Raw genomic sequence first — 19,794 nt, 5'->3', positions numbered from 1 at the left:
CGAAATGTGCACATAGGATGTGTCATTGAAAAGAACTGTGTTTCTTTAGATGAAACACACAACGGCAACGAAAGGTGCCCGGAAGACCGGGCTACAAGGACGCAAGATGACTCTGGAAACTCCTTTGCTGATCGATGGCGCATGGCGCGCCGGCACGCATGCGCAGCGTGCGACGGTGCGCGATCCCGCCACGGGCGCGGCGCTCGGCGAACTCTCGCTTGCGGGCGAACAGGACATGGCGCTCGCGCTCGCGGCGGCGCAGCGCGGCTTCGAGGTGTGGCGCAGGACTTCGCCGTACGAGCGGGCGAAGATCCTCGGCCGCGCGGCCGACCTGCTGCGCGAGCGCGCGGAAACGATCGCGCAGCTCATCACGAAGGAGCAGGGCAAGCCGCTGGCCGAAGCGCGCATGGAGGCGGGCGGCGCGGGCGATCACGTCGACTGGTACGCGGAAGAGGGCCGCCGCGCGTATGGCCGCCTGATTCCGCCGCGTCAGCGCGGCGCGCGCCAGATCGTGCAGCGCGAGCCGGTGGGGCCGGTGGCGGCGTTCAGCCCGTGGAACTTCCCGGTCTCGCAACTCGTGCGCAAGATCGCGGGTGCGCTGGCGGCCGGCTGTTCGATCATCGCGAAAGGGCCGGAGGAAACGCCCTCGTCGTGTATCGAAATGTGCCGCGCGTTTCAGGACGCGGGCGTGCCGGACGGCGTGCTGAACCTGCTGTTCGGCGTGCCGGCGGAAGTGTCGTCGTATCTGATCGCATCCGACGTGGTCCGCAAGGTTTCGTTCACGGGTTCGGTGCCGGTGGGCCGTGCGCTCGGTGCGCTGGCCGCGCAGCATCTGAAGCGCTGCACGCTCGAACTGGGCGGCCACGCGCCGTTCATCGTCTGCGACGACGCCGACGTAGCCGCGGCCGCCGCGCTCGGCACCGGGCTCAAGTTCCGTAACGCCGGTCAGGTGTGTGCTTCGCCCACGCGCTTTTTCGTGCAGTCGGGCGTGTATGAGGCGTTTGTCGACGCCTTTGCGAGTCACAGTGCGCGGCTCGTGGTGGGCGCGGGCGACGCTGCCGGCACGCAGATGGGCCCGCTCGCGAATGCGCGCCGCGTCGATGCGATGGCCGCCTTCGTCGCCGACGCGCGCGAATGCGGCGCGAGCGTGCGGGTGGGCGGCGAACGCCTCGGCGCGGCGGCGGGCTTCTTCTTCCAGCCCACCGTGCTGACCGACGTGCCTGACCACGCGCGCGTGATGCGCGACGAGCCGTTCGGCCCGATCGCGGCCGTCCTGCGCTTCGACACGCTCGACGAGGCGATCGCGCGCGCCAATGCGCTGCCGTATGGCCTCGCCTCGTTTGCCTTCACGCGCTCGATCGCCACAGCCACGCGCCTTGCCGACGATCTCGAATGCGGCATGGTCTCGATCAACCACTTTGGGCTCGCCGCGCCGGAAACGCCGTTTGGCGGCTGGAAGGACAGCGGCTACGGCAGCGAGGGCGGCAGCGAAGGGCTCGATGCTTATCTGCAGCCGAAGTTCGTGAGCCAGGTCGGCATTTGAGCGCGGCGGCAATGGAGACTTTCGATTACATCGTCGCGGGCGGCGGGTCGGGCGGCTGCACGGTCGCGGCGCGCCTCGTCGAAGCCGGCTGCAGCGTGCTGCTGCTCGAGGCCGGCCCGCGCGACAACCATCCGTTCATCCATATTCCGGGTACTTTCATCCGCGTGCACGGCACCCGCCGCACGTGGATGTACCGTACCGACGCGCAGGCGCACGTGAACGACCGCGAAGTGTATATCCCGCAAGGGCGAACGCTGGGCGGCGGCAGCTCGGTGAACGCGATGATCTACATTCGCGGCCAGCAGCAGGATTACGACGACTGGGCCGAAGCCGGCGCAACGGGCTGGAGCTTCGCCGACGTGCTGCCGTATTTCCTCCGCGCCGAGGGCAACCGGCGCCTCGGCGCGCCCCTGCACGGCCAGCACGGACCGCTGAAAGTGAGCGACGGTACGCACCGGCACGCGCTGAGTGTCGCGTTCGTCAAGGCCGCGATGGAGGCGGGCGTGCCGTATACCGAGGACTTCAACGGTGCGCGCCAGGAGGGGGTGGGCTATTACCAGACGACGACCGACGCGGGGCGCCGCTGCAGCTCGGCCGTGGCCTACCTCGGGCCCATGCGCGGCCATCGCGACCTGAGCGTGCGGACCGGTTACGCGGTCGAGCGGCTGGTGTTCGAGGGGCGCCGCGCGGTCGGCGTGATCGCGCGAGCGGACGACGGCACGCGCCACGAATTCCGCTGCCGGGAAGAAGTCGTGCTGAGCGCGGGTGCGCTTGCCACGCCGAAGATCCTGATGCTCTCGGGCGTGGGCGACGGCGTGCATCTGCGCGACCTGGGCGTGGGTGTGCTGCACGATCTGCCCGGCGTCGGGCGCAATTTCCAGGACCATCTCGCGGCGTCGGTCTATGCGCGCACGCGCGAACCGGTCAGCCTGCTCGGCCACGACCGCGGCGTCAAGGCGCTGCGTCACGGCTTGCAGTACGTGGCGGCACGGCGCGGTCTGTTGACCTCCAACGTGATTGAAAGCGGTGCGTTCGTCGATGCGACCGGCTGCGGGCGGCCCGACGTGCAGTTTCACGTCGTGCCCGCGCTCGTCGGCGATGTCGATCGGGCTGCGCCGCAAGGGCATGGCCTCTCGCTGAATCCGTGCGCGTTGCGGCCGAAGTCGCGCGGCACGCTGCGCTTGCGCAGCGCCGATCCGCACGACGACTTCTCGCTCGACGCCGGTTTTCTCTCCGACGAGGACGATCTGCGCACGATGGTGGCCGGCGTGCGTTTCGCGCGGCGTATCATGCGTGCGCCGTCGCTCGCGAGCCTGCTCGACGGCATGCTCGTGCTGCCCGACACGGCCGACGACGCGATTCCCCTGCCTGTCTACGAGGATTACGTGCGCACGGTGGCGAAAACGGTGTTCCATCCGGTGGGCACCTGCAAGATGGGCACCGATGCGCTTTCCGTCGTCACGCCGGAACTGAAGGTGCGGGGCCTGGAGGGGCTGCGCATCGCCGACGCTTCGGTGATGCCGCTGATCGTAAGCGGCAATACGAATGCGCCCACCATCATGATCGGAGAACGCTGCGCCGGATTCATGCTCGCTCAGCGGCGGGCAGGCACGCGGCACGCTGCCTGAATACATGGGCACGAGGCGGACGCGGCCGCAGAGCCGCGCCGTTTCGCTGGCCGAAAACGCATGAGACGTACACTACAGCACGCAGTTGAGGAGACAACATGAATCTGCTTTCCCGCCCGACGTTCGAGTCCGCACGCGACTGGGCGCTCTATAACCGCATCGCGCGGCGCATTCTGCCGTTCCTGTTCTTTCTCTACATCATTTCATTTCTCGACCGCGTCAACGTCGGCTTCGCGAAGCTTCAGATGGCCGCCGATATCGGTCTTTCCGATACGGCGTTCGGCTTCGGCGCGGGGGTGTTCTTCATCGGCTACTGCCTGTGCGAGATACCGAGCAACCTGATGCTGCAGCGCGTGGGCGCGAAATTCTGGATCGCACGCATCATGGTCGTGTGGGGGATCGTTTCGTCGTGCATGCTGTTCGTGCATTCGCCCACGTCGTTCTATGTCCTGCGCTTTTTGCTGGGCATTTCCGAAGCCGGTTTCTACCCGGGCATCGTGCTCTATCTCACGTACTGGTTCCCGACCTATGCGCGCTCCCAGGCCATGGCGTATTTCAACCTGGGGATCGCGCTCGCGGGTGTGTTCGGCAGTCCGCTCTCGGGCTGGATCATGCAGACCTTCGCGGGTGTCTGGGGTCTCGCGGGCTGGCAGTGGCTGTTCCTGCTCGAAGGCTCGCCCGCCATCCTGTTCGGCATTGTTACGTACTTCTATCTTGACGACGGCCCCGGCAAGGTTCATTGGCTGAGCGCCGACGACAACGCCCGCGTGGTGAGCCAACTGGGCGCGCAACGCAGCGCAAACGAGCGCGATGGCGCGCGCCACGACTTCCGCGCGGCATTCACGAACGCCGGCATCTGGTGCCTCATCGTCACGAACTTCACGCTGCTATGCGGCACCTACGGCGTGTCGTTCTGGATGCCGCAGATCGTGAAGAATCTGGGCGTCCGCAACCTGCTGACCACGGGCTTGCTGGCCGCCGTGCCGTTTGCGGTGGCGGCCGTGGTGATGATCGTCGTCAGCAAGCATTCGGACCGCACGAAGGAGCGGCGCTGGCACGGCACGATTGCCACGGCGCTTTCCGCGGCCGGGCTCGCGTTCAGCGCATGCTTTCACACCGAACCGTGGCTTTCGCTGATGGGCCTGAGCGTGGCGATGGCCGGCGGCCTTTCGGGGTTCTGCGTGCTATGGGCGCTGCCGGGCGTGCTGCTGACGGGGCAGGCTGCCGCGGCTGCGATCGCGCTGATGGCGATGATCGGCAATCTGGGCGGATATGCGAGCCCGTTCCTGATGGGCTGGCTGCGCGACCGCACGGGGCACCTCGAAAGCGGGCTCTATGCGCTCGCGGCAGTGACGCTGGTCGGCGCGCTGACGATGGCCTGCGTGCCGCAGTTGCGCCAGCGCAGGCAAGCCGCCAAGCCGACACTGTACGGCGACACGCCGGTTTGAGCGGCACGCGCCGCCGCCCGCGCGTGCATCGTGCGGCCGCGCGGGAGGCGCCGCTTTCCGCTGCGCGCGCGTTCAGCCGTTGCCGGGCTGAGCGCTCTGAGCGTGGTGCAGATCGCTGCCCTTGTAGCCGAGATTCCACGAGATGCGCAGGGCGGTGCGTACCAGCGGATCGACGATGGCGGCCGATGGCGCCTTCGGGATGTACTGGATGCTGCCGACGAGCGCGAGCGTGCCGATTGCGAGCCCCGTGCTGTCGAGCAGCGGAGCGGCAACCGCGCTGATGCCGAGCGTTTCTGCCTCGAACGCCACCGCGAAGCCTTTTTCGCGGGTCTTGCGCACGACGGCGTCGAGTTCGGCGTGTGTGGTGAGGGTATGCGGCGTGTAGGCCTTCAATTCCTGCCGCTTCAACTGCGCGCGCAACTCCGGTGGACCGAACGCGAGCGCGACATAGCCTTGCGCGTTGGCATTGAGTGCGAGATTCGTGCCGGGCCGCACGCCGATTTCGAGCGCTGCCTTGCCGACTACCGTGGCGAGCACGGTGAGTTCGCGCGCGCTCAGTCCGGAGAGCACGACCGACATGCCGAGTTCCTCGCGCAGATCGCGCATGGCGGCCTCGGAGGCGCTCAGCAGGTCGATGCGCGAAGCCGCGGAGCGGCTCAGCAAATACGCTTTCACCCCGGGGCGATACCGCGAGGTCACCGGATTCTGCGCCAGGTAGCCGAGCTCCATCAGCGTTTGCAGATGGCGAAAGATCGTGGTCTTCGTGGTGTTGAGCTGCGCGGCGAGTTCGCTCACGCCGATTTCATCCGAGGCACCGACAACGCTTTCCAGAATGTCGAACGTCATCTGCACCGACTTGACGCCGCTTTTTGTCTTTTCCTCGTCCATTCCATCCAATCCCATTGGGCGGCGCATTCGCGCGCACGCTTCTTGTTCATTTCGCCGAGCCGCAGCGCCAGAACACGCGGTTCATGGCCGGTCGGCGGCCCTCTTTTCCTGCAGATATAACACAACGGCCTTGCTGGCGAGCGCACGGGCGGTTCGCGGTACGCGACAGAGCCACGTTCTCGGAAATACCTATGTTACGCAATAAGAAACATGGTAACTTATAACGAAACAAGGCGTGGTTCCGGCAACGCTGGGAACCCGGCTGCTGATTTCACTGGTTATGCCACTGGCAGGGACACTCCGATGAACGCACTGAATCAACTCGATATCGATCACCACCTGCATCCGCAGACGAATCTTCGTCAACATGAAAGAACAGGAGCCCTGATTATTGAATCGGGCGACGGGCCGTATGTCATCGACACGCAAGGCAAGCGCTATTTCGAAGGGATGTCGGGGCTCTGGTGCGCTTCGCTCGGCTTCAGCGAGAAGCGTCTCGCCGAAGCTGCCTATCGCCAGATGCTGACGCTGCCCTATCAGCAGACCTTCGCGCATCGCAGCAGCCGCCCGGTGATCGAGCTCGCCGCACGTCTGCTCGCGCTCGCGCCGTCGCCGATGTCGAAAGTCATGTTCCAGAGTTCGGGTTCCGAGGCCATCGACACGGCCATCAAGCTCGTCTGGTACTACCAGGCCGCGGCGGGGCGGCCGGGCAAGCGCCGCATCATCGGCCGCCGGCGCGGCTACCACGGCACCACGGTCGCGGCCGCGAGCCTCACCGGACTGCCAAACATGCAGACGGGCTGGGGCCTTCCGTTGCCGGAGATGCTGCACGTGAGCTGTCCGCACTTCTACCGCGAAGGGCGCGAAGGCGAAACGGAGGCGGCGTTCAGCGCGCGGCTGGTCGACGAGCTCGAGCAACTGATCGTGGCCGAGGGGGCCGACACCATCGGCGCGTTCTTCGCCGAGCCGGTGATGGGCACGGGCGGCGTGGTCGTGCCGCCGGCCGGTTACTTCGAAGGCGTCCAGGCGGTGCTGCGCAGGCATGACATCCTGTTCGTCGTGGACGAGGTGATCTGCGGATTCGGGCGCACCGGGCACTACTGGGGCTCGCAGGCATTCGGCCTGGAACCGGACATGCTGGCCTGCGCGAAAGGGTTGTCTTCGGCGTATCAGCCCATTTCGGCGCTCATGCTCAGCGAACGCCTCTATCAGGCCATTGCGAGCCAGACCGACGCGCTCGGCGGCTTCGGCCATGGCTTCACCTACGGCGGGCATCCGGTGGCGGCGGCGGTCGCGCTCGAAACGCTCGATCTCTACGAGGAATACCGGATTATCGAGCGTGTGAGGGCTGCAGGCGCGCGCCTGCAGGCGGGTCTGCGCGACCTTGGGGAGCATCCGCTCGTGGGCGAGGCGCGCGGCATCGGGCTCATGGGCGCGCTCGAACTCGTCGCCGACAAGGCTACGCGCGCGCCGTTCGACCCGCAGCTCCAGGTGCCCAAACGCGTGACCGATCTGCTGCAGGCACGCGGCTTCCTGCTGCGCGCGCTGGGCGCTTCGGTGCTGTTCGCCCCGCCGCTCATCAGCACGGAGGCGCAGATCGATGCGCTGCTGGGGGCGGTGCGCGAATGCCTCGACGAAACGGCGGCAGAACTTCGCCGCTGAGCGGCACGCGCGGTTTCCGGTTGACAGGGTTTTTTTGTCGCCCGACGATGAATAAAAAAGAAACGACGTAACGTATAGAGAAACAAATATGCGAGCGGCGACCACGGTCAATCGATCCGTGCGCCGCGCGCCTGACCCGAAGGGTAAACGCATGAGACTGTTGAGCCGTGCCAGCTTCGCGCACGACCGGGACGATGTGCTGTACAACCGGATCGCAACGAAGCTGCTTCCCTACCTCGTCCTGCTGCTCGTCGTGTCGTTCGTCGACCGGGTCAACGTCGGCTTCGCCAAGCTTGAAATGGCAGGAGACATCGGCCTGAGCGATCTCGCCTACGGCACCGGCGCAGGGTTGTTCTTCCTCGGCTACTGCGCATTCGAAATTCCCGCCAATCTGATTCTCCAGCGTGTGGGCGCGCGGTTGTGGCTCGGCGCCATCATGCTCGTCTGGGGCGCGGTTTCCGCGGGCACGGCGTTCGTCGCCAATCCCCATCAGTTCTACGCCATGCGGATCCTGCTCGGCATCGCCGAAGCGGGCTGCTATCCCGGCGTCATGCTCTACATGACGTACTGGTTTCCCGCGCGTCTGCGCTCGCAGGTGTGCGCGATCTTTTTCCTTGGACTGACGCTGGGCGGCATGCTGGGCGGCCCGCTCTCGGGCTGGATCCTGCAGGCGGCGCCGCAATGGTGGGGGCTGCGCGGGTGGCAGTGGCTCTTCGTGATGGAGGCCCTGCCCGCGATCGGGCTTGCGCTGTTCACGCTCGCGTGGCTGCCCAATGATCCGCTGGACGCGAAATGGCTGAGCCCGCAGCAGCGTCGCGAAGTTCACGCGGCGGCACGTGGCGCCGGGGCGGCGGGCGCGAGCGCGCTGCCGGGGCGCGTGAGCGACGCGTTGCGCAGCCCCACGGTCTGGCTCATGGCGGTCGCGAACTTCGCATTGCTCGGCGGCGCCTATGGCGTGAGTTTCTGGCTGCCGCAGATCCTCCGCAGCGCGGGAATCGCCAGTCTGTTGCATGTCGGGCTGCTTTCCGCGCTGCCCTACGTGTTCTCCGGCGTTTGCATGGTGCTTGCCGCGCGCCATTCCGACCGCACGCAGGAGCGCCGCTGGCATTCGATCCTGCCGATGCTGCTTTCGGTCCTGGGGTTCTGGCTGACGGGTGTGGCATCGGGCAGCCTCGGGGTGGGGCTTGCCGGCCTCGTACTCGCTGTCGTGGGCGCGCAGACCGCGTCGGGCGTGCTGTGGTCCGTACCTGCCACGCTGTTCTCGGGATCGGCGGCCGGCACGGCGCTCGCCATGGTGACGATCGGCGGCAATCTCGGCGGCTACGCGATTCCGTTCATGATCGGCTACGCGCGCACGCTGGCAGGCGGCTTCGCCCCGGCCTTCTATGTCCTGTGCGGCGTGCAGGTGCTGGGCATGGCCGCGCTGCTGCTGATCCCGGCAAGCCGCTTCCGGATGGCGGACGCGAGCGCGGGTGCGCAGGTCAACGCGCATCGGCTGGACACCGCTTCGCGGCGCAACGCGGCGTGAGGGCGAATTCACGATGAAAGTCTTCTACTGCGAAAGCCAGCGCGAGCACGACCCCGCGTCGTTCGTCGTGCACGGACATGAGCGGGCCTATACCGAACAGCCCGCCCGCGCGGACGTGCTGCACGAAGCCGCGCTTGCCGCCGGATGTATCGCACATGTCCCGGACGATTTCGGGCTCAGTTCCGTCGAACCGGTACACACGGAACGCTACCTCGATTTCCTGCGCGACGGTCTCGATGCCTGGCGGCGCGCGACGGGAGCGGCGGGGCCGATGGTGCCGAGCTTTCATCCCTTCGGCGAGGCAAAGGTGTACCCCGTATCGATCGTCGGGCGCTGCGGGTTTCATATTGCAGATAGCACGTCGCCGCTCTCGGACGGCAGTTGGCACGCCATCCTGCGCAGCGCGCACGCAGCCCATCATGCGGCGCTGGCGGTACTGGCCGGCGACGGCGCGGCCTACGCGCTTTGCCGGCCGCCCGGCCACCACGCGGAGCGCGAGCGCGCGGGCGGATTCTGCTATGTGAACAATGTCGCGGTGGCCGTCGAGCAGCTACGCACGCGCATGCGGCGCATTGCGGTCATCGATGTCGACGTGCATCACGGCAACGGCCAGCAAAGCATCTATTACTCCGATCCCGACGTGTTGACGGTTTCTCTGCATGTGGACCCCTCCGTGGCGTATCCGTTTTTCAGCGGTGGCGTGCACGAGCGCGGCACGGGCGCTGCGTTCGGCCGCAACCGCAACTATCCGCTGCCGAAGGGGACGGGTGACGACGCCTATCTCGCCGCACTCGACGTGGCCTGCGGGGAGATAGGCCGGTTTGCGCCGGAGGCCCTCGTCGTGGCGCTGGGCCTCGACGCCTCGAAGCACGACCCGTTCGCGTACCTCCAGATCACGGAGCGTGGCTTCGCCCGGATCGGCATGCGGCTCGCCCAACTGGGTCTGCCGACCGTGCTCGTGCAGGAAGGCGGCTACCTTGCGCCGGATCTCGGCGACAACCTGGGCGCCGTGCTGCGCGCGTGGCGCTAGCGCGCTCAAGCGAAGCACACGTGCAGGAACAAGGCGTCATTCGATCTGCTCATATTATTTCGTAATACGAATTAAACAAAAGAGGAAGGAGTTTGAGATGCTGAAACAAATGAAACAGGTGACCGGTGTTTTGGCGCTCACTGTTGCGAGCGGCATTGCGAGCGGCGTTGCGCAGGCCGGCGAGACGGTGACTTTCGCCGGCTACGGCGGCGCGTACCAGAAGGGCATGGTCGAGGCGCTCGCCCAGCCGGCGGCGACGCAACTCGGTCTTTCGCTCGCGCAAAATACGACGCCGGGGCTGACGGCCGTCCGCCTGCAGGTGCAATCGGGCAGTCCAGCATGGGACATCGTCAATCTAGGCTCGGACGAGTGTGCGGCGGGTAGCACACAAGGCTTGTTCGAGCCGCTCGACTACCGGCAGATCAAGACCGACGGCATTCCACAGAGCGCCTGGGCGAAGGACTGGATCGCGAGCAATTACTACAGCGTCGTGCTCGCCTATCGCAAGGACAAGTACGCGAACAATCCGCCCCGTACCTGGCAGGACTTCTGGAACGTCAGCAAGTTTCCGGGCCGGCGCGCGATGTCGGATGCGCCGATCGAGTCGCTCGAGATTGCCTCGCTGGCCGACGGCGTGCAGCCCGACAAGCTCTATCCGCTCGATCTCGACCGCGCGCTGCGCTCGATCGAAAAGCTCAAACCGAATGTGAGCGTCTGGTGGTCGAGCGGTGCGCAATCGGCGCAGTTGATCGAGAGCGGCGAAGTGGACATGGAGATGATCTGGGGCAGCCGCCTCACGCCCGTGCTCAAGGACAACGCACCCGTGGCGTATTCGAGCGAGCAGACCCTGCTCGGCATGGGCTGTCTCGCGATACCGAAGGGCGCACGCCACGCAGCCGCCGCGCAAAAGATGATCGCGCTGATGATGTCGCCCGGATTGCAGGCGAATATTCCGCAGTACCTCGACGGCTACGGTCCGACCAATACGCGCGCATTCGACGTCAGGCCGTTCTCGGCGCAGGCGCTGGCCGAGCTGAACTCGAGCCCGCAGAACCTTGCGAAGGCGGTGAAGATCGACGGACGCTGGTGGGGCGCCGGCGACAACCAGAAAACGGCGACGGCGCGCTACAAGGCCGCCATTGCGCGCTGAGCGGCGACGAACAGGTGCAGACCATGAAGGCAACGGTTTCGATCAGGAAGGTGAGCAAGTCGTATGGCGCAGCGAAGGTGCTCAACGACGTGTCACTCGATATCGGCGCGGGCGAGTTTCTCACGCTGCTCGGCCCGTCCGGCAGCGGCAAGACCACTCTGCTGATGGTGCTGGCGGGCTTCACGCGTGCGAGTTCCGGGTCGATCGAGGTGGCCGGCGTCGAATTGCTGACCATGCCGCCGCACCGGCGCGACATCGGCATGGTGTTCCAGAACTACGCGCTCTTTCCGCATATGAGCGTGGCGGACAACGTCGGCTATCCGCTGAAGCTGCGCGGCGTGGAGGCGCGCGAGCGGCGGCGGCGCGTGGACGCCATGCTCGAGGTGGTGCAACTGGAAGGTTTCGGCGAGCGCCATATCGGCGCGCTTTCGGGCGGCCAGCGCCAGCGCGTCGCGCTTGCCCGCGCACTCGTGTTCGAGCCGCGTATCCTGCTGCTCGACGAACCGCTCTCGGCGCTCGACAAACAGTTGCGTGACCGCATGCAGGTCGAGATCCGCAGGCTGCACGAGCGCTTCGGCACCACCACGATCAACGTCACGCACGACCAGCAGGAGGCGCTGACGCTGTCCGATCGCATTGCCATCGTCAATGGCGGCAAGCTCGCGCAGGTGGGCGCGCCCGAAGAAGTCTACCGGCGCCCGCGCACCCGCTTCGTTGCGCAGTTCATCGGCGAGACCTGCATGGTGCCGCTGCGGCGCGAAGGGCAGGCGGCATGGTTTGCCGGCACGCAGGTGAGCGCGGCACCCGTGCGCACGCCGGCGGGCGATCTGTGGATGGCATTGCGGCCGGAGTCGCTGCGCATTGTCGAGAACGAGGACGCGGATAGCGTGTGCTTCGAAGCCGTCGTGAAGGACCAGCTCTATCGCGGCGACGCGCACATCGTTTATGCCGATCTTGCGGACGGATACGAAGTGAAAGTCATGATGCCGCCCGATACCGCGTGCAACCAGAGCAGGGCGCTTGCGCCGGGCCAGCGCGTGAAGATCGGTTTGCCGCGCGACGCGCTCGTGCTCGTCGGGGAGGGTGCATGAAGCTCGCATCGAACGAAGCGGCGATCCTCCACGCGGCGGCGCCGGAGAACGAAAGCGCGCTGCGGCGGCTCGAAGCTTTCGGACGCTTGCGCGTGGCCCTGCTTGGCCTGCCGGGGCTTGCCATCGTCGGCACCTTGCTGGCTGTCCCGTTCGCGTGGCTCTTCGAGCAGTCGCTGCTGGACGGGTCGGGGCAATGGTCGCTCGCCAACTACCGCGCGCTGCTCGACCCGCTCTATCTGAACTCCGTTGCGACGACGCTCGAGGTTTCTCTCGCGGTCACCCTTGGTGCCGCACTGATCGGCTATCCCGTCGCCTATCTGCTGTCACAGGTGCCGCGGCGCCTTGCCGGCGTGCTGCTCGTAGCCGTGGTGCTGCCTTACTGGACCTCGACGCTCGTGCGCACCTATGCGTGGCTCGTGCTGCTGCAGCGTAACGGCGTGGTGAACGATCTGCTGGTTGGCCACGGCCTGCTGGCGGCGCCGCTGCATCTCGTGAACAACTTCACCGGCGTGGTGATCGGCATGGTGCATGTCATGACGCCCGTGTTGATCATGCCGCTTTACGGCGTGATGCGTTCGGTCGATCCCGCGCTCATGAAAGCGGCCGCGAACTGCGGTGCGACCCCGCGCGCCGCCTTCTGGCAGGTGTTTTTCCCGCAGACGCTCACAGGACTCACGGCCGGCGTTGTCATGGTGTTCGTGATCTCGCTGGGCTACTACGTGACGCCCGCGTTGCTGGGAGGCGGCAATGTCAACGTGATGGCCATGCAGATTCAGACCACGCTCGCCACCGAGGGCGATTGGGGGCTCGTGAGCGCGCAGGGTGTCGTACTCGTGCTGATCGCGCTGGCCGTGGCCGCGATCATGCGGCGCTTTGGCCGTGCAGTCGCTCCCCGGGAGGAACGCTGAGATGCAAATGATGGCTACCGACACGCAGATCACACACGCGCAGCGCGCCTGGCTCTACTTCGTGTGCGCACTGGTGCTGGCATTTCTCGTCGTCCCCTGTCTGCTCGTCATCCCGATGTCGTTTTCGGCGGACAGTTTCCTGCATTTTCCGCCGCAGCGGCTCAGTCTGCGCTGGTATCGCAGCTTCCTCGCTTCGGATGACTGGATGCACGGCGCCTGGGTCTCGACCGAAGTGGCGATTGCTACGGTCGTGCTTGCCACGGCACTCGGCACGGCCGGCGCTTACGCGATTCGCCATCTTGGCGGGAAGGTCGGCGGTGCCATGCGTGCGGTCTTCATGTTGCCGATGATCGCGCCGGTCATCCTGATTGCGGTGGGCGTGTTCTTCGTGTACGCCAGGCTTGGTCTGAACAATACGCTTACTGGCCTCGTGCTTTCGCATACGTTGCTGGCACTGCCCTATGTCGTGATCACGGTCGGCACCGGACTCGAAACCTGCGATCTTACGCAGGAAATGGTGGCGTGCAGCCTTGGGGCGGGCCGCCTGCGGGCGTTCTTCGAAATCACGCTGCCGCAGATCGCACCGGCGATCTATTCGTCGCTGTTGTTCTCGTTCATGACCTCGTTCGACGAAACGGTGATCGTATTGTTCGTTTCCGGAGGCGACACCTCTACGCTGACGAGGCTCATGTTCGAGAATATCCGCGACCAGCAGGATCCGACCATCGCGGCGATCTCCACGCTCCTCATTGTGATTTCGACTGCCGCGCTGATCAGTGCGCAGGCGCTCTCGAAGAAGAACCGCAACGACTGAAATTTTATCCCTCTTACAATTCTCTATGACCATGAAAAAATTAAGGACTACTTTATTTGTTATGGCGGCGGGCTACGCGGGCACCGCGCATGCGCAATCGAGCCTCACGCTCTACGGCATCGTCGACGAATTCGTGCAATACGTCGACACCGGATCGGGCTATACGGCGGCGATGGGCTCGAGCGGTCAGTGGGCGAGCCGCTTCGGGCTACGCGGCAAGGAAGACCTGGGCGATGGCTATGCCGTCAATTTCGTGCTCGAAAACGGCTTCGTACCCAGCACCGGAGCGCTCGCCACCTCGGGCAGCCTGTTCAACCGCCAGGCCTGGGTTGGCCTGTCGAGCGACTGGGGGCAGGTGCGAGTAGGGCGCCAGAACTCGCCGCTCTTCATCGACGAAGGGCGAATGGACGCGTTCGGCGCGGTTACGCAGGCCTCGGGACTGGACAACATCACGACCTATGAAATACGCACCAGCAATACGATTTCGTATCTTTCGCCTTCGTTTCATGGATTGAAGGGGGGCATCTATCTCGGCTTGGGCAATGCGGGCGGACTGCGTCAAACCGGCGCGAGCTACCAGTTCGACGTTACCTACGACCAGGGGCCGTTCTCCGCGTTCGTCGCGGGCCAGGCGCTGCACAACACCGAAGATGCGGCGACCGATCGCACCATCCTTTCCGGCGTCTCATACGCAATCGGCCAGTTCACTGTCTATGGCGCCTACACGTGGGCAAAGTGGGACGAATTGGCGCTGGACGCGAACACCTACGGCGTGTCGGTCGGGTACACGATCAATCCGCTCAACTACGTGGCGCTCGGCTGGGCGCAACTGACGGACCGCACCTCGGCAGGCAACGGTGCGCGACAGTTCAGCCTGATGTACAACCATGATGTTTCGAAGCGCACCAGTTTTTATGCGGCGGCGTCCTTTCTGCAAAACCGCGGGAAAGCCAGTTACACCCTGGCGGGAGCAGCCAATGCCGGGCTTCCGCTGGCGTATCCCGGCGCGGACGCACGCGGTGTTCAGGTCGGGTTGGTGCATCGATTCTGAGCGGAAAATGAAGCGGTCCATCGCGGCTCGGGTTCACGAAGAGGGTCAGCCTGCGGTTGAATCGACTCTCTCCGTTCGACATGGCCTGTGACCCGTGACCGCTTCGAAACGATGTCTACCGGATTACTGATCTGCCAGGGTGTTTCGCACGAACCAGGTCCGTTTCGCAGCCGCCAGCAAGCCGCTATAAACCACCCAGGAAATGACGAACGTCGCTGGCGCAGAAAGCGATGCGAGAAAGCCCGATGCGGTGTTCAAGGCAAGCCCGACGAATGCTCCGGAGAACCAGGCAACCAACCCACCCGGATTGAACTGTGATACGTGGGAATCCCGGCATTCAATTTCGGTTCCGACGAGTCGTTCATAGCGCGCCGACATGATATGGGCAAGCGCGACACCGACCCACGCGACCACGAAAATACCCTGCCAGGCGAGCGCCAACAGGATTTTCGAAAAAATGTCGGCCATCATCAGCACGTAGACCACCGCGCCGACGACCAGTGCCCACACGAACTTCGGCGCCCACAGGCCCGCGACTTTCTGAAAGAACGCCTGCATGTTGATGGTCGCGAGATAGTAGTTCGCCGTGTTGATTCGCGACTGCGTGACCCACACGAACAGCAGCCCCCAGATGCCCATCAGCTTGAGCAATGCCAGCACGACCGAAACTTCCGAGAGTGTGCCCAGGCCCGGAATGGTGCTGACGAGGTAAATGCCCGCCGCGCCGTTGACGAGAAAGGTGACGAGATAGAACGGCATGCCGAAATTCCAGCGACCGTGATAGTGCGCATCTTCCTTGCGCCCAAAGCGGGCGTAGTCGAATGTGAACATCATGAGCACCCACACGCCCATGTAATAGACGAAGCAGTGCCACCACCCGTCTGCCGGCACCGCGCCCCTGGGGCCGAAATCCAGCCAGGACGCGTTATAGCCGTATTCCCAGGTCGTGAGTCCCACAGCCGCCAGGAGTCCCAGCAGGTAAAACGGCAGCAGCACGCCGTTGAACTTGTCCAGCCAGTGCTGCACGCTGCCGAACACGAGCGGCACGCTGTAGCAGACCACAATCAGCGCGGCCCACTTGTATGCGAGCGCGGGAAACAGGTGATTGGCCGCGACGGCGATGACCGAGCCCTCGAATACCGCGTAGTAGATGGCCGTTGCGAAGAAGATCAACGTCGCGAGCGCAGCGCCCGCGCTGCCGAACAGGACACGCGAGAAGAGCGCGACCGACAAACCCGTACGAATGGCGAATCGGCTGATGACCGCGTTGACAGCGCCATAGGAAACAACCGATAGCGCCATGCCGATCAAAGCGTTACGCGCGCCATAATTGAGCGCAAGCGTCGCGCCGACCACGATATAGAAGACCGCACTACATACCGCCCACCACGCCATCGTCAGCGCAAAGGGGGGCATTCTTGCGCTCTCGGGAATGGCGACGGTCGAAAGATCGACGTCTCCCTCCGTGCTTTCCTGCGCCAGATTGGCCATGATCCTGCTCCTCGAGTCTGGAATTTGCGAACGGCGTCTGAACCGCATTGCGACTTTGGCGCGGGGCTGCCTTGACGCCGGGCCGGCAGCCGGTGCTGCGAAGAACGTGCGAGCGCTCCCACCGTGTGGCCCAAAGACACACGGAACCGGGATCGCGAAAGGGAAAACAGGGGGCAGCGCTGCTGCCAACCGCCCCCAGCCTCGAAGGAGCTAGCGCGCTAGCGCTTCGCGTAGCAGGGCGAGGCGACGTTGATATTCGCGGCGTGCCGCGAGCGCCTCATTCATGGTGACGCTCACGAAGCGCGCGCGGTAGTTGGGCTGCATCTGCCCAATCAGATCCATATCTGCACTGATCACCGTGCCGATCGTGGCGTATCCGCCGCCCGACACCGCATCGCGATGCAGAATGATCGGTTCCAGACCGGCCGGCACCTGGATCGAGCCGATGGGATAGCAGGCATCGACGATGTTCGACGGGTCGGCTCCTGCCCCGAAGGGCTGCTCGCGATCCATGAAGTGGAGCGGGCGTCCGTTCTTGTAGCGATAGCCAATGCGGTCCGCTTCCGGCGCCACGGTCCATTCATCGTCGAAGAACGTTTGCGCCGACTCGGGGGTGAGGCGGTAGTGATAAAGCCCCGGGAGCACGCGCAGTTCCACCGTCGTTTCGAGCTTTGCACGCAAGGCAGGCGGCAGTTCGACGCCCTCAGCCGGCTTTGCGTTTTTCGCCTCGTCTTTTGGTCCGCTCTTCGCCCCGATCGCAAGACGGTCGCCCTTTTGCAGACGACGGCCCGCGAGGCCGCCGATCGCGCCGAGCGTGTAGGTCGAACGGCTGCCGAGCACGACCGGCACATCGATTCCGCCGGAAATCGCCAGATACGCGCGCGCGCCACGCTTCACATAATCGAACGTCAGCCTGCTCCCGGCGCGAATGCGCAGAGCCATATTGCCTGCGTATGCCACGCCGTCGACTTTCGGAATCATCTCCGCACCCGTTACGGCGAAAAGCGCATCCGAATGGAACAGGAGTTCCGGGCCCAGCAGGGTCAGTTCGAGCACGGCCGCGTCTTCGGCATTGCCCACGAGCAGGTTCGCCGCTCGGGAGGAATACTGGTCGAGCGATCCGGAAGGCGGAATGCCGACCCGGTAGTAGCCCTGCCTTCCCGCGTCCTGCACAGAAGTGGCCAGTCCTGGCTTCAGGACCTCGACCACATTGAGCGTATCAGTTGGCATACAGCACCTCGACGAGAGAGCGGTTGTATTCGTCCGGATTCCGAAGGAAAGCATCGAGCGAGAACTTCACGGGCCGTACGCGTAGCGAGAAGGTGCCTGCCTCGACGGCGGCAAGGGCCTCGTCGTAGGCTGCGCGGTCGATCGGCTTGAACTTCACGATATCGCCGGGCCGGAAAAAGACCATGAAGTCGCGCAGATAGTCGAGCCGCTGTGCGGGGTCGAAAATCGGCGCGGGCGTCACACCGAACATCTGGTACCCGCCCGCGCCGCGCACCGAATAGATGCAGCCGAAGCACCCGCCATGGCCGACCGTCAACTTCGGCGTGTCGGTGCGTGGCCGCAGGTATTTGGGGACCTGAAGCTGACGGTCGCGCTCGACCATCTGGTACATGAACGGCAAGCCGGCGACAAAGCCAACCATCGAAACGAACCACGGCGAGCCCGCATGTGCCGCAATGAATTCGTCCACGTCGCGTTTTCCGTTGATGCGCGCCGCGTACTCGAGGTCCGTCGAAGCCGGGTCCTGGTGGCGTTCGCGAAAACGCATCAGCGTCTCGTGCGTCCAGGGATCGTTATAGAGCACCGGGACTTCGACAATGCGCGTGTCGATGTCGAGCGTCGTCTCGCCAACTTCGGCCTCGATGCCGCGCAGCAGCTCAACGAGGGCATCGGGGGCGATGACGTCCGGGTCATAACGCACCTGGTACGACGCATTCGCCGGGCAGATCTCGGTGATGCCGGCCACGTTGCGGCGCTGGAGTTCGCGTGTGATCGCCGTGCCCTTGAAAAACGCGTCGAGCGACATCTCCTCGCTGATCTCGGCGAATACGAACTCGTCGCCGCCGAAGGTATAACGTAGGGTCATGATGTCTCCCGCGCGTTCGTCGAACCAGCCAACTCGCGCTTGCTTGCCGCGCTCGATGCGGCCGCGCCGCTTTCGCGCCACGCCGCCATCCAGGTCTCGAGATAATTGGTGTGGTATCGGGCCGCCCGCACGTCGTCGTCGGCAACGAGCGCGCGGTGCAGCGGTGCCGTGGTCTTCAGGCCGCCAATGTGCAGCTCTCGCAGTGCGCGCGTGAGGCGGGCGACGGCCGCCGCGCGGCTTTCGTCGTGCACGATCAGCTTGGCGAGCAGCGAATCATAGAACGGCGGCACGACATAACCGGGGTAGAGCAGCGAATCGACACGCACGCCAGGGCCTGCCGGCCAGACGAGTTCTTCCACACGGCCCGGATTCGGTCGGAAGTCCTGCAACGGATCTTCCGCGTTGATACGGCATTCAAGCGCCGCGCCGCGCAGCACGATGTCGTTCTGCCTGAAGCGCAATGGCTCGCCATCGGCAATGCGCAGCATTTCGCGCACGAGATCGACGCCCGTAATCGCCTCCGTAACCGGGTGCTCGACCTGGATGCGCGTGTTCATTTCGATGAAGTAAAACTCCCCGCGCGTTTCATCGAAGAGATACTCCAGCGTGCCGGCGCTGCGATATCCAACCTGCTTCGCGAGGCGCGCCGCCGATGCGCAAAGCTGCGCACGCAGCTTCGGCGTGAGCGACGGCGAGGGGGCTTCTTCCAGAATCTTTTGACGCCGCCGCTGCAGGGAACACTCGCGCTCGAACAGGTGTATGACGTCGTTGCCGTCGCCGAGCACCTGTACCTCGATGTGCCGGGCGCGCGCGATGAAGCGCTCGAGATACACACCGCCATCGCCGAACGCGGCCTGTGCTTCGCGCTGGGCCAGCGGCAGTTCGGCGTCGAGCTGGGCCGCGTCGTGCGCGACGCGAATGCCGCGCCCGCCGCCGCCCGCTGCGGCCTTGATCATGATCGGGTAGCCGATGCGCGCGGCCACTTCGCGGGCCTCGTCGAGCGAGCCCACGATGCCGGCGCTGCCTGGCACCGTGGGCACGTCGGCGCGCTGCGCGGTTTCGCGGGCGCGGGCCTTGTCGCCCATGGTTGCGATCACCTGCGAAGTGGGCCCGACGAAGATCAGGCCCGCCGTCTCCACCTGTGCCGCGAAGTCCGCGTTTTCGGACAGGAAGCCATAACCAGGATGGACCGCATCCGCACCGCATTGCCGTGCGGCAGCGAGAACCGCCGCGGGATTCAAATAGCTCTTCACTGCATGCGACGAGCCGATATGCACGGCTTCGTCCGCCATGCGGGCGGCGAGACTCTCGCGGTCCGCGTCGCTCACCACCACGGCGGCGCGCATGCCAAGCTCCTGCGCCGCGCGAATCACCCGCACCGCAATTTCGCCCCGATTGGCAACGAGCACGGTTCGAATGCGTTTGGGGCGGTAGAACGCCGTCGTTGCATTTTCGATGTTCATGGCT

At 65.1% G+C, this 19,794-nt stretch carries 16 protein-coding genes; 11 read left to right on the top strand and 5 right to left on the bottom strand.

Features of this window, described 5'->3' with window-relative positions:
- Positions 1–106 precede the first annotated feature (106 nt).
- The 3 genes from BFE01S_RS10295 (at position 107) to BFE01S_RS10285 (ending at position 4,619) form a co-directional block, all read left to right on the top strand.
- On the top strand, positions 107–1,543 hold the full coding sequence (locus tag BFE01S_RS10295) for an NAD-dependent succinate-semialdehyde dehydrogenase (protein ID WP_028225412.1): 1,437 nt from the start codon (positions 107–109) through the stop codon (positions 1,541–1,543).
- A complete protein-coding gene (locus tag BFE01S_RS10290) occupies positions 1,540–3,171 on the top strand; it encodes a GMC family oxidoreductase (RefSeq protein ID WP_407668197.1) in 1,632 nt (543 codons plus the stop codon). The genes BFE01S_RS10295 and BFE01S_RS10290 overlap by 4 nt, the downstream gene beginning before the upstream one ends.
- Positions 3,172–3,269: 98 nt before the next feature.
- Positions 3,270–4,619: an MFS transporter gene (locus BFE01S_RS10285; RefSeq protein ID WP_028225410.1), complete on the top strand. Its 1,350-nt coding sequence runs from the start codon at positions 3,270–3,272 to the stop codon at positions 4,617–4,619.
- A 72-nt stretch (positions 4,620–4,691) separates the two neighbouring features.
- Here BFE01S_RS10285 and BFE01S_RS38170 read toward each other — a convergent pair whose 3' ends face one another.
- Entirely contained in the window at positions 4,692–5,507 is an 816-nt protein-coding gene (locus BFE01S_RS38170; RefSeq protein ID WP_042337425.1) for an IclR family transcriptional regulator, read from the bottom strand.
- A 303-nt stretch (positions 5,508–5,810) separates the two neighbouring features.
- Between BFE01S_RS38170 and BFE01S_RS10275 the strand changes: the two genes are divergently transcribed.
- From BFE01S_RS10275 to BFE01S_RS10240, 8 genes are all read left to right on the top strand, one after another.
- Positions 5,811–7,169, top strand: a complete 1,359-nt coding sequence (locus tag BFE01S_RS10275; RefSeq protein WP_028225409.1) for an aminotransferase — start codon at positions 5,811–5,813, stop codon at positions 7,167–7,169.
- Between the two features lie 151 nt (positions 7,170–7,320).
- Complete coding sequence (locus tag BFE01S_RS38165) at positions 7,321–8,697, top strand: MFS transporter (RefSeq protein WP_169742615.1); 1,377 nt, start codon at positions 7,321–7,323, stop codon at positions 8,695–8,697.
- Positions 8,698–8,710: 13 nt separating this feature from the next.
- Positions 8,711–9,727, top strand: coding sequence for a histone deacetylase family protein (locus tag BFE01S_RS10265; protein ID WP_028225408.1), 1,017 nt, complete (start codon positions 8,711–8,713; stop codon positions 9,725–9,727).
- 97 nt (positions 9,728–9,824) lie between these two features.
- Positions 9,825–10,877, top strand: coding sequence for an ABC transporter substrate-binding protein (locus BFE01S_RS10260; protein ID WP_052420845.1), 1,053 nt, complete (start codon positions 9,825–9,827; stop codon positions 10,875–10,877).
- Between the two features lie 23 nt (positions 10,878–10,900).
- Positions 10,901–11,968, top strand: a complete 1,068-nt coding sequence (locus BFE01S_RS10255; protein WP_028225406.1) for an ABC transporter ATP-binding protein — start codon at positions 10,901–10,903, stop codon at positions 11,966–11,968.
- A complete protein-coding gene (locus tag BFE01S_RS38160; protein ID WP_042337424.1) occupies positions 11,965–12,876 on the top strand; it encodes an ABC transporter permease in 912 nt (303 codons plus the stop codon). The genes BFE01S_RS10255 and BFE01S_RS38160 overlap by 4 nt, the downstream gene beginning before the upstream one ends.
- A gap of 1 nt (position 12,877) precedes the next feature.
- Positions 12,878–13,690 carry an ABC transporter permease gene (locus BFE01S_RS10245; protein ID WP_218002905.1) on the top strand — a complete coding sequence of 271 codons (813 nt, stop codon included), beginning with the start codon at positions 12,878–12,880 and terminating at the stop codon, positions 13,688–13,690.
- 61 nt (positions 13,691–13,751) lie between these two features.
- Positions 13,752–14,741 carry a porin gene (locus tag BFE01S_RS10240; RefSeq protein ID WP_245621074.1) on the top strand — a complete coding sequence of 330 codons (990 nt, stop codon included), beginning with the start codon at positions 13,752–13,754 and terminating at the stop codon, positions 14,739–14,741.
- 123 nt (positions 14,742–14,864) lie between these two features.
- Here the strand turns inward: BFE01S_RS10240 and BFE01S_RS10235 are convergent, their stop codons facing one another.
- The 4 genes from BFE01S_RS10235 to BFE01S_RS10220 form a co-directional block, all read right to left on the bottom strand.
- A complete protein-coding gene (locus tag BFE01S_RS10235; RefSeq protein WP_028225403.1) occupies positions 14,865–16,232 on the bottom strand; it encodes a purine-cytosine permease family protein in 1,368 nt (455 codons plus the stop codon).
- 210 nt (positions 16,233–16,442) lie between these two features.
- Positions 16,443–17,462 carry a 5-oxoprolinase subunit C family protein gene (locus BFE01S_RS10230; RefSeq protein ID WP_028225402.1) on the bottom strand — a complete coding sequence of 340 codons (1,020 nt, stop codon included), beginning with the start codon at positions 17,460–17,462 and terminating at the stop codon, positions 16,443–16,445.
- Positions 17,452–18,327, bottom strand: coding sequence for a 5-oxoprolinase subunit B family protein (locus BFE01S_RS10225; RefSeq protein WP_028225401.1), 876 nt, complete (start codon positions 18,325–18,327; stop codon positions 17,452–17,454). Before BFE01S_RS10225 ends, BFE01S_RS10230 begins: the two co-directional genes overlap by 11 nt.
- Positions 18,324–19,790: an acetyl-CoA carboxylase biotin carboxylase subunit gene (locus tag BFE01S_RS10220; RefSeq protein ID WP_028225400.1), complete on the bottom strand. Its 1,467-nt coding sequence runs from the start codon at positions 19,788–19,790 to the stop codon at positions 18,324–18,326. Before BFE01S_RS10220 ends, BFE01S_RS10225 begins: the two co-directional genes overlap by 4 nt.
- Positions 19,791–19,794: the final 4 nt, after the last annotated feature.

Source organism: Paraburkholderia ferrariae NBRC 106233, from assembly GCF_000685035.1.
GTDB classification, from domain to species: Bacteria; Pseudomonadota; Gammaproteobacteria; order Burkholderiales; family Burkholderiaceae; genus Paraburkholderia; species Paraburkholderia ferrariae.
This window is presented reverse-complemented; position numbering and strand designations above follow the sequence as displayed.